This window comes from Acidovorax sp. NN32, assembly GCF_057597245.1.
Window position 1 is genome coordinate 257935 of sequence record NZ_CP199679.1, and the last position, 12530, is coordinate 270464.

The 12530-nt window shown below is 64.4% G+C and carries 10 protein-coding genes and 1 riboswitch; all 10 genes read left to right on the plus strand.

Translation table 11 applies throughout. The features are described from left to right. Nucleotides 1–77 precede the first annotated feature (77 nt). The 10 genes from urtB (at nt 78) to metH (ending at nt 12160) form a co-directional block, all read left to right on the plus strand. Nucleotides 78–992, plus strand: a complete 915-nt coding sequence (urtB, locus tag ACT89O_RS01200) for an urea ABC transporter permease subunit UrtB (RefSeq protein WP_487261607.1) — start codon at nt 78–80, stop codon at nt 990–992. Nucleotides 993–1038: 46 nt separating this feature from the next. Continuing rightward, nucleotides 1039–2250, plus strand: coding sequence for an urea ABC transporter permease subunit UrtC (urtC, locus tag ACT89O_RS01205; RefSeq protein ID WP_487261608.1), 1212 nt, complete (start codon nt 1039–1041; stop codon nt 2248–2250). Nucleotides 2251–2269: 19 nt separating this feature from the next. Next, nucleotides 2270–3013 (plus strand): urea ABC transporter ATP-binding protein UrtD, encoded by a 744-nt coding sequence (gene urtD, locus ACT89O_RS01210; RefSeq protein ID WP_121507918.1) that lies wholly within the window; start codon nt 2270–2272, stop codon nt 3011–3013. Between the two features lie 39 nt (nt 3014–3052). Further along, nucleotides 3053–3742, plus strand: coding sequence for an urea ABC transporter ATP-binding subunit UrtE (urtE, locus tag ACT89O_RS01215; RefSeq protein WP_057228091.1), 690 nt, complete (start codon nt 3053–3055; stop codon nt 3740–3742). A 184-nt stretch (nt 3743–3926) separates the two neighbouring features. Next, entirely contained in the window at nt 3927–5153 is a 1227-nt protein-coding gene (fmdA, locus tag ACT89O_RS01220; protein ID WP_121507917.1) for a formamidase, read from the plus strand. Between the two features lie 33 nt (nt 5154–5186). Further along, a complete protein-coding gene (locus tag ACT89O_RS01225; RefSeq protein ID WP_057228095.1) occupies nt 5187–5531 on the plus strand; it encodes an FmdB family zinc ribbon protein in 345 nt (114 codons plus the stop codon). Nucleotides 5532–5546: 15 nt separating this feature from the next. Then, nucleotides 5547–6587, plus strand: a complete 1041-nt coding sequence (locus ACT89O_RS01230; protein WP_228896921.1) for an aliphatic amidase — start codon at nt 5547–5549, stop codon at nt 6585–6587. Between the two features lie 119 nt (nt 6588–6706). Continuing rightward, nucleotides 6707–7420, plus strand: a complete 714-nt coding sequence (locus ACT89O_RS01235; protein ID WP_487261609.1) for a hypothetical protein — start codon at nt 6707–6709, stop codon at nt 7418–7420. Nucleotides 7421–7543: 123 nt separating this feature from the next. Then, nucleotides 7544–9250 carry an IPTL-CTERM sorting domain-containing protein gene (locus ACT89O_RS01240; protein WP_487261610.1) on the plus strand — a complete coding sequence of 569 codons (1707 nt, stop codon included), beginning with the start codon at nt 7544–7546 and terminating at the stop codon, nt 9248–9250. A 29-nt stretch (nt 9251–9279) separates the two neighbouring features. Next, nucleotides 9280–9388, plus strand: a riboswitch (S-adenosyl-L-homocysteine riboswitch). Between the two features lie 57 nt (nt 9389–9445). Then, the gene (gene metH / locus ACT89O_RS01245) at nt 9446–12160 is read left to right on the plus strand and encodes a methionine synthase (RefSeq protein WP_487261611.1); all 2715 of its coding nucleotides are present in this window, start codon (nt 9446–9448) and stop codon (nt 12158–12160) included. Nucleotides 12161–12530 lie beyond the last annotated feature (370 nt).

Genomic DNA, 12530 nt, shown 5'->3' on the forward strand with positions numbered 1-12530 from the left:
CCTCGGTGTCCCTCGCAAGAGGCCGCCCCATGGCACCGCTGTTCGTTTTCCAACGCTGCCCACGCAGGAGCTGCAACATGACCTTTTCCGAAATGATGAACATCGGCCTGATGCAGGGCTTTGCGGGCCTGAGTCTGTTTGCCGTGCTGCTGCTCATGGGGCTGGGCCTGGCCATCATCTTTGGGCAGATGGGCGTGATCAACATGGCCCATGGCGAGTTCATGACCATTGGCGCCTATACGATCTACCTGGGCTCCACCCTCGCGGCCAACCATGCGCCGCAAATGATTCCGTATTACTTTCCGCTGGCCATCGTGGCGGCGTTTGGGTTTGCGTTTGTGGCGGGCTGGCTGGTGGAATGGGGGCTGATCCGCCACCTGTACAAGCGCCCGCTCGACACCCTGCTGGCCACCTGGGGCATCAGCTTGGCCCTGCAGCAATCGTTTCGCACCTTCATCGGCCCCAAGGAGGTCAGCCCGACCTTGCCCGACTGGCTGCTGGGTTCGTGGGCGCCTGCCGAGGGGCTGGACATCCCGATCAATGGCCTCTTCGTGCTGGCGCTGACGGCGGTGGTCACGGGGGGCGTGCTGCTGGCCCTGCACAGAAGCCGCTGGGGCCTGCGGGTGCGCGCCACGGTGAGCAACCGCATCATGGCCAACGCCATTGGCATCGACACCCAGAAGACCGACCGCCTGACCTTTGCCATTGGCTGCGGCATTGCCGGCGTGGCGGGCGCGGCGTTTACCACCATCGGCTCCACCGGCCCCACATCGGGATCGCTCTACATCGTGGACGCCTTCCTGGTGGTGACCTTTGGCGGCGCGGCCAGCCTTCTGGGCACCGTGGTGTCTGCCTTCGGCATTGCGCAGACGCAGTCCATCACCGAATTCTTCATGGCGGGCTCCATGGCCAAGATGATCACGCTGTCGCTGATCGTGCTGATCCTGATGGTGCGGCCACAGGGCTTGTTCGCCTCCAAAGTTCGCCGATGAAATTCGCCCAACTGTCCATTTCCTTCGAGCCCACCGGAGTTTCCGCATGAACGCCCTCAAAGCCTGGATCCTGCGCTACCAGCTCGCCAGCCTGGTACTGCTCACCGTGCTGCTGGCCGTGGTGCTGCCGCTGGCACTCGACATCTTTCGGCTGAACTTGGTGGGCAAGTACCTCACCTATGCGTTCGTCGCTATCGGCCTCGTGATGGTGTGGGGCTACGGCGGCGTGCTCAGCCTGGGGCAGGGCGTGTTTTTTGGCCTGGGGGGCTATGCCATGGCCATGTTCCTCAAGCTCGAAGCCTCTGACCCCATCAGCACCAAGATCCAGTCCACGCCGGGCATCCCCGACTTCATGGACTGGAACCAGATCACCGAGCTGCCCAGCTTCTGGATTCCGTTCAAGAGCCTGCCATTTGCGCTGGCAGCGGTCATCGTTGTGCCCACGCTGCTGGCCTGGATCATCAGCTTTGCGATGTTCAAGCGCCGTGTGGGCGGTGTGTATTTCGCCATCATCACGCAGGCCGTGGCACTGATTCTGACGGTGCTCATCATCGGCCAGCAGGGCTACACCGGTGGCGTGAACGGTATGACGGATCTGAAGACCCTGTGGGGCTGGGACACGCGCACCGACAGCGCCAAATACATCCTGTATTACGTGTGCGTGGCGCTGCTCATAGGCTCCATCATCCTGTGCCGCTGGATACAGACCGGCAAGGTGGGCACGCTGCTGCTGGCCATGCGCGACAAAGAAGACCGCGTGCGCTTTTCGGGCTACGACGTGGCCAATTTCAAGGTCTTCACCTTCTGCCTGGCCGCCGCGCTGTCGGGCATCGGGGGCGCCATGTTCTCGCTGCAGGTGGGCTTCATGTCACCCAGCTTCGTAGGCATCGTGCCATCTATCGAGATGGTGATCTATGCCGCCGTGGGCGGGCGCATGAGCCTGGTGGGCGCGGTGTATGGCACCTTGCTGGTGAACGCGGGCAAGACGTATTTCTCGGAGAGCTTTCCCGAGCTGTGGCTGTTCCTCATGGCCGGGCTTTTCATCGGCGTGACCATGGCCTTCCCCATGGGCCTGGCGGGCCTGTGGGAGAGCCATGTGGTGCCCTGGTGGAAGGGCCGCCGCGAAGCGCTGCGCCAGGCATCGGAGCAAGGCCGACCATTCGCGGCGCGCCCGCCTGTGGATGCAAGCACCGCTGCGGCAGCGTCGCCAGCACCCGCCGCCACGCTGCCTGATGGCGTGAGCCGCCAGGGCGTCTGAAACCACCGGAGCACTCCTCATGAGCAACACCGACTTCGCGCTGGCCATTGAAGACCTGACCGTGTCGTTCGACGGCTTCAAGGCCATCGACGACCTCACGCTGTACATCGACAAGAACGAGCTGCGCGTGATCATTGGCCCCAACGGTGCGGGCAAGACCACGCTGCTGGATCTGATCTGCGGCAAGACCCGCGCCACGGGCGGCAGCATCAAGTTCAAGAACGAAGAACTCACCCGCATGGCAGAGCACAAGCGTGTGCGGCTGGGCATCGGGCGCAAGTTCCAGACGCCCTCCATCTACGAGAACCTGTCGGTCTTCCAGAACCTGGAGGTGTCTTACCCCGCAGGCCGCTCGGTGCTGGGCGCGCTGGCGTTCAAGTGCACCGATGAGGTCAAGGCGCGTGTGCAGGTGGTGGCCGAAGACATTGGCCTGGGCGACAAGCTCGATACCGAGGCTGGCTTGCTGAGCCACGGGCAAAAACAGTGGCTGGAGATCGGCATGCTGCTGATGCAGGAGCCCGAGCTGCTGATGCTCGACGAGCCGATTGCCGGCATGAGCGCGCGCGAGCGTGAACTGACGGCCGAGCTGCTGCAGCGCATCTGCAAGAACCGCGCGGTGATCGTCATTGAGCACGACATGGAGTTCGTCAAGCGCATTGCCCACAAGGTCACTGTGATGCACCAGGGAAAGATCCTGGCCGAAGGCCCCATGGAGAAGGTGCAGGCGGACCCCAAGGTCATCGACGTGTACCTCGGGCATTGACCTCCTCACCCGCCCACCGAACCCCCACAGGAGCGCAGCATGCTGGAAGTCAAGGATTTGTTTGTGGCCTACGGCCAGAGCGAGGCGCTGCACGGCATCTCGTTTGACGGCCGTGCCAACGAGACTGTGGCCATCATGGGCCGCAATGGCATGGGCAAAACCACGCTGTTCAAGAGCCTCATGGGCGTGATGCCCGTCAAGAGTGGCCAGATCACCGTGGCAGGCCAGGACGTGACGAAGGACGAGAGCTTTCGCCGCGTGGCCAAGGGCATCGCCTATGTGCCGCAAGGCCGCATGATCTTCCCGACCCTCACGGTCGAAGAGAACATCGAGACCGGGCTGGAAAACTCCAAGACGCGACAGATTCCCGAAGACATCTACGCACTGTTTCCCGTGCTGTGGGACATGCGTCGGCGCAAGGGAGGCAACCTCTCGGGCGGGCAGCAGCAGCAACTGGCCATTGCGCGAGCGCTCGTCACCGACCCCAAGGTGCTGCTGCTCGACGAGCCCACCGAGGGCATCCAGCCTTCCATCATCAAGGACATCGCCAAGGCGCTCAACGAGATCCGCAAGCTGCGCCAGATCACCATCGTGGTGAGCGAGCAGGTGCTGTCGTTTGCCATGGACGTGGCCGACCGGCTGTTCGTCATTGAGGGCGGCCGCCTGGTGCACGAGACCGCCCGCGCGGACACCGACCAGCAGCGCATCAAAGCCTATCTGTCGGTATGAAACACCCCCTGAGTCGCCTTCGGCGCCTTCCCCCCTCAAGGGGGACGACGCCCTCGCTGCGGGGCGGCCCTTGCTTGGCGTCCCGGGCCTCGGCCGTGGCGGTCTCGGCGGCAATGCGCCATGTAAGGCCGGGATTTTTTCTCGCTTTTTCCTTCTTCCACCCAACCCTTCCAAGGAGCACGCCATGGCTGAAACCCTGATCAAGGTCGATCTGAGCAAGTCGCCCACCGAGAACGAGAACATCCACAACCGCTGGCACCCCGACATTCCCATGGCCTGCTGGGTCAATCCTGGCGATGAGTTCGTGCTGGAGACGTTTGACTGGACGGGCGGCTTCATCAAGAACAACGACAGCGCCGATGATGTGCGCGACATCGACCTGACCACGGTGCACTACCTCAGCGGCCCCGTGGGCGTGAAGGGCGCCGAGCCGGGCGACCTGCTGGTGGTGGACCTGCTGGACATTGGTGCCAAGCAGGACAGCCTGTGGGGTTTCAACGGCTTTTTCAGCAAGAACAACGGCGGAGGTTTTTTGACCGAGCATTTCCCGCAGGCGCAAAAGTCGATCTGGGACTTTCATGGCATGTTCACCAGCTCGCGCCATGTGCCGGGTGTGAAGTACGCTGGGCTCATCCACCCCGGCCTGATTGGCTGCCTGCCCGACCGCAAGATGCTGGAGCAGTGGAATGCGCGCGAGCAGGCGCTCATCGACTCAGACCCCACGGCCGGGCTGGCCAACCCACCCTCGGCGGGCACGGCCCACATGGGCCGCCTCACGGGCGATGCCAAGGCCAAAGCGGCTGCCGAAGGCGCCCGCACGGTGCCCCCGCGCGAGCATGGTGGCAACTGCGACATCAAGGATTTGTCGCGCGGCGCCAAGGTGTTCTTCCCGGTGTATGTAGACGGCGCCGGGCTGTCGGTGGGCGACCTGCACTTCAGCCAGGGCGACGGCGAGATCACCTTTTGCGGCGCCATCGAGATGGCAGGCTGGGTGCACATGAAGGTCACGCTCATCAAGGGCGGCATGGCCAAGTACGGGATCAAGAACCCCATCTTCAAGCCCAGCCCCATCACGCCCACCTACAACGATTACCTGATCTTCGAGGGCATCAGCGTGGATGAGAGTGGCAAGCAGTACTACCTGGACGTGAACGTGGCCTACCGCCAGGCCTGCCTGAACGCCATCGAGTACCTCAAGAAGTTTGGCTATTCGGGCGCGCAGGCGTATTCCATCCTGGGCACAGCCCCGGTGCAGGGCCACATCAGCGGCGTGGTGGATGTGCCCAACGCCTGCGCCACGCTGTGGCTGCCCACGCAGATCTTTGACTTTGACATCAACCCGAGTGCGGCGGGGCCGATCAAGCACCTGGATGGCTCGGTGGCCATGCCGCTGTCGCCCGATCTGGTCTGACAGTCAAACACCATTGCTGCAGAAGGACCCGCCATGCCCACCTACGACTACGCCTGTGCCCAGTGTGGCGGGTTTGATGCCTTCCGCCTGCTGGCCGACCGCAACGAACCCGCCGCCTGCCCAGACTGCGGCGCAGCATCGCCGCGCGTGTTTGCCACCGCACCGCGCCTGGCACTCATGAGCGCGTCCGCGCGCAGCGCCATCGCCACCAACGAGCGAGCGCGGCACGAGCCGCAGCGCTCGGGCGACTACGCCCGCCTCAAACACCCTGCAGGCTGTGGCTGCTGTTCGTCATCGCAAAGCCGCAAGGCCACGGTGACGGCGCCCAGCGGCGCCAAGGCGTTTCCGAGCAAACGGCCCTGGATGATTTCTCATTGATAGGGATGCTTCACCATGATTCACGGCGATATTTCAAGCAGCAAGGACACCGTCGGCGTGGCGGTGGTCAACTACAAGATGCCGCGCCTGCATACCAAGGCCGAGGTGCTGGACAACGCGCGCAAGATCGCAGACATGCTGGTGGGCATGAAGACCGGCCTGCCCGGCATGGACCTGGTGATCTTTCCGGAGTACAGCACCCACGGCATCATGTACGACGCCCAGGAGATGATGGACACGGCGGCCACCGTACCGGGTGAAGAGACCGAAATCTTCGCCGCCGCCTGCCGCAAGGCCAAGGTGTGGGGCGTCTTCTCACTCACCGGCGAGCGCCATGAGGAGCACCCGCACAAGGTGCCGTACAACACCCTGATCCTCATGAACGACCAGGGCGAGATCGTGCAGAAGTACCGCAAGATCATGCCCTGGACCCCCATCGAAGGCTGGTACCCCGGGGACACCACCTACGTCAGCGAAGGCCCCAAGGGCCTGAAGATCAGCCTCATCATCTGCGACGACGGCAACTACCCCGAGATCTGGCGCGACTGCGCCATGAAGGGTGCCGAGTTGATCGTGCGGTGCCAGGGCTACATGTACCCCGCCAAGGAGCAGCAGATTCTGATGAGCAAGGCCATGGCCTTTGCCAACAACACGTATGTGGCCGTGGCCAATGCCGCCGGGTTTGACGGCGTATACAGCTACTTCGGCCACAGCGCCCTGATTGGCTTTGATGGCCGAACGCTCGGTGAATGCGGCGAGGAGGAATACGGCGTGCAGTACGCCGCGTTGTCGAAGAGCCTGATCCGCGACTTCCGCAAGAACGGGCAGTCCGAGAACCACCTCTTCAAGCTGCTGCACCGGGGATACACCGGGCTGATCAACTCCGGCGGTGGGGACCAGGGTGTGGCCGCCTGCCCGTATGACTTTTACACCCGCTGGGTGACTGACCCCGAAGGTACGCGCAAGGCCGTGGAGGCCATCACGCGGCCCATGGTGGGCACCGAGGAGTGCCCGATCAAGGGTATCCCCAACCCCGACAGCGCAGACCGCTGCTGAGGCAATGGGATTCAGGGCCGTGGCCTGAGATCTTCAAACAGTGTTAACCGGCTGTGAGGCGCCCACACTGCGCCCGATAATCGGCCCCCATGCGTGGGCCGTTCCTTTCTCTCCTGTGGATGTCATCGTGTGCAATGCTGTGCACCGTGCTCGCAGGCTGCGCGGCGAATGCGCCCACGCCACGCGGCGAGGTCAAGGGTGCCGCCACAACGCCCGCCGAGCTGGCCCAGTCCGACATGAACCGCGTGGCCACGCTGGCCATGCACGAGAACCTGGAGGGCTTGTTCCGCCTCATGGACAAGCTCTACCGCCGCAACCCCGCCGAATGGCGCAAAACCAGCGCCACCAGCCGCGAGCACGCGGCCGAGCAGGTGCGCACAGCCATCCTGCAGCGCCAGCCCTGGGCACCACTGCAGGGGCGGCGCGACATTGCCGCGATGGGCTTTGCGTTCGCGCCGGAGTTCACCGGGGACCGCGTGGCAGCCTTCATCCATGCCACGGCCGACATGATCATCACGGCCCATGGCGGAAAGATCGAATTCTTCTTGCTCGACGGTGTGGATGCACAGCACCTCTACAACGCCGCCCGCAATGTGGAAAGCGCCGTGTGGCTGCTGGCCCAGCGCCGCAATGCCCAGGGCCAGCCACTGCTGCTGGCGGACGAGATCGGCCCCCAAGGCCGCAACCTGAGCTTTGAGCGCGAGTTTGGCAAGATCATCGCGCGCCTCGACCTGCTGGCTGCCCTGACCACCGAAAAGTACCGCCGCGCCGCCATCAGCTATGTGCAGGGCATTGTGGGCGGCACGTTCCTGCAGTTCCTGCCGGTGCGTTGAGAGCGATTCAACCGCTTCAAACGCGGGACGCGCGGTCAGCGCGTGCCGCCATGCACGAAGATTCCGGGTGGAAACGTGGCGTTACACTTTGGTCACCCCTCCACTTCGAATCGGGACTTCGCCATGCTCCAACGTGTTTTGCTGTGGCTCACTGCGCTCTTGTTGGCCATGGTGGCTGCGACCGCGGCGCATGCCCAAGATGCGGACCTGTCCATCACGAAGACCGATGGTGTGGCCACGGCCGTCCCGGGCGGGTCGGTGACCTACACCATCACCGCCAGCAACGCAGGGCCGGACCCCGTCGTCGGTGCCACGGTTGCGGACACCTTTCCCGCCGTGCTCACCGGCACCTGGACCTGTGTGGGCGCAGGCGGCGGTACCTGCACCGCCGCAGGCAGTGGCAACATCAACGACAGCGTCAACCTGCCAGCGGGGGGATCGGTCACCTACACGGTGAGCGCCACGATCAACGCTTCTGCGACCGGAACGCTGACCAACACCGCGACAGTGACGTCCGCCGTGAACGACCCGGTTCCCGCCAACAACAGTGCCACCGATTCCGACACGCTCACGCCACAGGCCGATCTGGCCATCACCAAGACCGATGGTGTGACCACGGCCACGCCGGGCGGATCGGTCACCTACACCATCACCGCCAGCAACGCGGGGCCATCCAATGCGCCGGGGGCCACGGTGGCGGACACCTTCCCCGCATCACTCACTGGCACCTGGACCTGTGTGGGCGCGGGTGGCGGCACCTGCACCGCCGCAGGCAGCGGCAACATCAACGACACCGTCAACCTGCCCGCCGGAGGATCGGTAACCTACACCGTCAGCGCCACGGTGAGTGCAGCGGCCACAGGGACGCTGGCCAATACCGCGACGGTGACAGCGCCGGGCGGAGTGACCGATCCCGTCCCGGGCAACAACAGCGCCACGGACTCCGACACCATCACGCCGCAGGCCGATCTGTCCATTACCAAAACGGACGGCGTGACCACGGCCGTCCCGGGCGGGTCGGTGACCTACACCATCACCGCCAGCAACGCGGGGCCGTCCAATGCGTCGGGGGCCACGGTGGCGGATACCTTCCCCGCAGCGCTCACCGGCACCTGGACCTGCGTGGGTGCGGGTGGCGGCACCTGCACGGCAGCGGGCAGCGGCAACATCAACGATAGCGTCAACCTGCCCGCCGGTGGATCGGTGACCTATACGGTGAGCGCAACAGTGAGTGCTGCGGCCAGCGGAACGCTGGTGAACACCGCGACGGTGACAGCGCCGGGCGGGGTGACCGACCCCAATCCGGGCAACAACAGCGCCACGGATTCCGACACCATCGCATCGCAAGCCGACCTGACCATCACCAAGACCGATGGCGTGACCACGGCCAACGCTGGCGGCTCGGTGACCTACACCATCACCGCCAGCAATGCCGGACCGTCCAACGCCCCTGGCGCGACGGTGGCAGACACCCTGCCCGCCGTGCTGACCGGCACCTGGACCTGCGTGGGCTCCGGCGGCGGCACCTGCACGGCGGCGGGCAGCGGCAGCATCAACGATGTCGTCAACCTGCCCGCGGGTGGATCGGTGACCTACACCGTCACCGCCACGGTGAGCGCGTCGGCCACAGGGACGCTGGTCAACACCGCGACGGTCGCGGCCCCGGGTGGCGTGACCGACCCTAACCCCGGCAACAACAGCGCCACCGATACCGACACCATCACGGCAGTGGCCGCGAGCGCGATTCCGTCGTTGTCCGAGTGGGCTTTGTGGCTGATGGCGGGCTTGATGCTGCTGGCCGCACTTCGGGGCCGCCGCCCAGTGCGCTGATCCCGGGCGGGCAACTTACAATCGCCCCTCGGCCCAAGGAGCGTTGCAGCGACTTGCCATGCCCGGCTTGGTGCATGGCGATTCGTCAGGCTTGGGCCCCGCGCACCCCACCGTACACCGCAACGACGCTCACCTGTTTTTCTGCTGCCCCTGCACAGGTGAGTGAGTCCTATGTCTGCTGTATCCCTGCCCCCCATGAAGCTGTCCGGTCTGGAGCCCGTCTCCATTGGCGAGGGCACCTTGTTCGTCAACATCGGCGAGCGCACCAACGTCACCGGCTCCAAGGCGTTCGCGCGCATGATCCTGAATGGCCAGTACGAAGAGGCCCTGGCCGTGGCGCGCCAGCAGGTGGAGAACGGCGCCCAGGTCATCGACATCAACATGGACGAGGCCATGCTCGACAGCAAGGCCGCCATGGTGCGCTTTCTGCAGCTCATCGCGTCCGAGCCCGACATCGCCCGCGTGCCCATCATGGTGGACAGCTCCAAGTGGGAGGTGATCGAGGCCGGTCTGCGCTGCGTGCAGGGCAAGGGCATCGTCAACTCCATCTCCATGAAGGAGGGCGTGGACAAGTTCAAGCACGAGGCGCGCCTGGTGCGCCGCTACGGCGCCGCTGCCGTGGTCATGGCGTTTGACGAAAAAGGCCAGGCCGACACCTACGAGCGCAAGATCGAAATCTGCGAACGCGCCTACCGCATCCTGGTCGATGAAGTGGGCTTCCCGCCCGAGGACATCATCTTCGACCCCAACATCTTTGCCGTAGCCACCGGCATTGAAGAGCACAACAACTACGCCGTCGATTTCATCGAGGCCACGCGCTGGATCAAGCAGAACCTGCCCGGCGCCAAGGTGTCGGGTGGGGTATCGAACGTGTCGTTCAGCTTCCGCGGCAACGACCCGGTGCGCGAAGCCATCCACACCGTGTTTCTGTACCACGCCATCAAGGCCGGCATGGACATGGGCATCGTCAACGCGGGCATGGTGGGTGTGTACGACGACCTGGAGCCCGTGCTGCGCGAGCGCGTGGAAGACGTGGTGCTCAACCGCCGCCCGGATGCTGGTGAGCGCCTGGTCGAGATCGCCGAAACCGCCAAGAGCGGCGCCAAGGACGAAAGCAAGAAGCTCGAATGGCGCGGAACGCCCGAGCACCCCAAGACCGTGGGCGAACGCCTGTCGCACGCGCTGGTGCATGGCATCACCGACTTCATCACCGAAGACACCGAAGAGGCATACCGCGAGATCCTGGCCAAGGGCGGCCGCCCGCTGCACGTGATCGAAGGCCCGCTCATGGACGGCATGAACGTGGTGGGCGATCTGTTTGGTGCGGGCAAGATGTTTTTGCCCCAGGTGGTGAAAAGCGCACGCGTGATGAAGCAGGCCGTGGCCCATCTCATCCCCTACATCGAGGAAGAAAAGCGCCAGGACGAACTGGCCGGGCGCGACGTGCGCAGCAAGGGCAAGATCGTCATCGCCACCGTGAAGGGCGACGTGCACGACATCGGCAAGAACATCGTCACCGTGGTGCTTCAGTGCAATAACTTCGAGGTGGTGAACATGGGCGTGATGGTGCCCTGCCACGAGATTTTGGCGCGCGCCAAGGTCGAGGGCGCAGACATCGTGGGCCTGTCGGGCCTGATCACCCCCAGCCTCGAAGAAATGCAGTACGTGGCGGGCGAGATGCAGAAGGACGAGCACTTCCGCATCAAGAAGATCCCGCTGCTGATCGGCGGCGCCACCACCAGCCGCGTGCACACCGCCGTCAAGATCGCTCCGCACTACGAAGGTCCCGTGGTCTATGTGCCCGACGCCTCGCGCAGCGTGAGCGTGGCGCAGAGCCTGCTGGGCGACGGCGTGCAGAACTACGTGGACGAGCTCAACGCGGACTACGACAAGGTCCGCACCCAGCACGCCAACAAAAAGGCCACGCCCCTGTGGCCCCTGGCCAAGATCCGCGCCAACAAGACCCCGGTGGACTGGTCTGCCTACCAGCCCACCGTGCCCCGCGCGCTGGGCCGCCGCGTGTTCAAGAACTTCGACCTGGGCGAGCTGGCCAAGTACATCGACTGGGGCCCGTTCTTCCAGACCTGGGACCTGGCCGGCCCGTACCCCGCCATCCTCACCGACGAGATCGTGGGCGTGGAAGCCACGCGTGTGTTTGCCGATGGGCAGGCCATGCTCAAGAAGATCATCGAAGGCCGGTGGCTCACGGCCAGCGGCGTGATGGCCCTGCTGCCCGCCAACAGCGTGAATGACGACGACATCGAGTTCTACACCGACGACACCCGCACCGAGGTGGCCATGACCTGGTACGGCCTGCGCCAGCAGGCCGAAAAACACACCATCGACGGCGTGACCCGCCCCAGCCGCTGCCTGGCCGACTTTGTAGCGCCCAAGAGCAGCGGCATTGCCGACTACGCCGGCATGTTCGCCGTGACGGCGGGCCTCGGGATCGAGAAGAAGGAAAAGGCCTTCATCGACGCGCTGGACGACTACTCCGCCATCATGTTCAAGAGCCTGGCCGACCGCCTGGCCGAAGCCTTTGCAGAAGCCCTGCACCACCGCGTGCGCACCGACCTGTGGGGCTACGCTGCCGGTGAAGCGCTGAGTAACGACGACATGATTGCCGAGAAGTACCAGGGCATCCGCCCCGCGCCCGGCTACCCCGCCTGCCCCGACCACAGCGCCAAGACCGACCTGTTCCGCGTGCTGCAGGCTGGCGAGATCGGCATGTCGCTCACCGAAAGCCTGGCCATGATGCCCGCCGCCAGCGTGAGCGGCTTCTACATCGGCCACCCTGATGCCGTGTACTTCAACGTCGGCAAGATCGGCGAAGACCAGCTGCACGACATGGCCCAGCGCCGGGGCATGGATGAGAAGGTGTTGGAGCGGTTGCTGGCGCCTAATCTGTGATGCCGTTGGATGCATATTGCTATTAATTGTGTAGCAATTTACGCTTGCGGATAAAGCGCTGGAGGCTGATTCGGCTTGATTTTGAGGACCTTGTGACAACATGTCGCACCCGTTGCCCTCGTCCTTTGTCCCGCCCGTTTCCCCCCGCCCGTTCGGGCTGGCCCTGTCCAAGCCAGGGCGTCTCCGCTGAACAGTCCCTCGACAGGCAGGGCGAAAGCTCGGGCTGCCCGATCAAGACTCCTGACCAGACTTTCCGCTAGATCGAACGCAGGGTTCCGTCCCGAGCCCTTGGTGTGGCCGGGCGGTTCTTCTCTCTGTGGGTAGGTGTTCTTCCCAGCTAGGGAGATTCCTAGCTAGGAATCGCCTGTAT

Coding starts and splice junctions, on each gene's coding strand:
- urtB (WP_487261607.1), top strand. CDS start 78: ATGACCTTTTCCGAAATGATGAACATCGGCCTGATGCAGGGCTTTGCG.
- urtC (WP_487261608.1), top strand. CDS start 1,039: ATGAACGCCCTCAAAGCCTGGATCCTGCGCTACCAGCTCGCCAGCCTG.
- ACT89O_RS01240 (WP_487261610.1), top strand. CDS start 7,544: ATGCTCCAACGTGTTTTGCTGTGGCTCACTGCGCTCTTGTTGGCCATG.
- ACT89O_RS01225 (WP_057228095.1), top strand. CDS start 5,187: ATGCCCACCTACGACTACGCCTGTGCCCAGTGTGGCGGGTTTGATGCC.
- urtE (WP_057228091.1), top strand. CDS start 3,053: ATGCTGGAAGTCAAGGATTTGTTTGTGGCCTACGGCCAGAGCGAGGCG.
- ACT89O_RS01235 (WP_487261609.1), top strand. CDS start 6,707: ATGTCATCGTGTGCAATGCTGTGCACCGTGCTCGCAGGCTGCGCGGCG.
- ACT89O_RS01230 (WP_228896921.1), top strand. CDS start 5,547: ATGATTCACGGCGATATTTCAAGCAGCAAGGACACCGTCGGCGTGGCG.
- fmdA (WP_121507917.1), top strand. CDS start 3,927: ATGGCTGAAACCCTGATCAAGGTCGATCTGAGCAAGTCGCCCACCGAG.
- urtD (WP_121507918.1), top strand. CDS start 2,270: ATGAGCAACACCGACTTCGCGCTGGCCATTGAAGACCTGACCGTGTCG.
- metH (WP_487261611.1), top strand. CDS start 9,446: ATGAAGCTGTCCGGTCTGGAGCCCGTCTCCATTGGCGAGGGCACCTTG.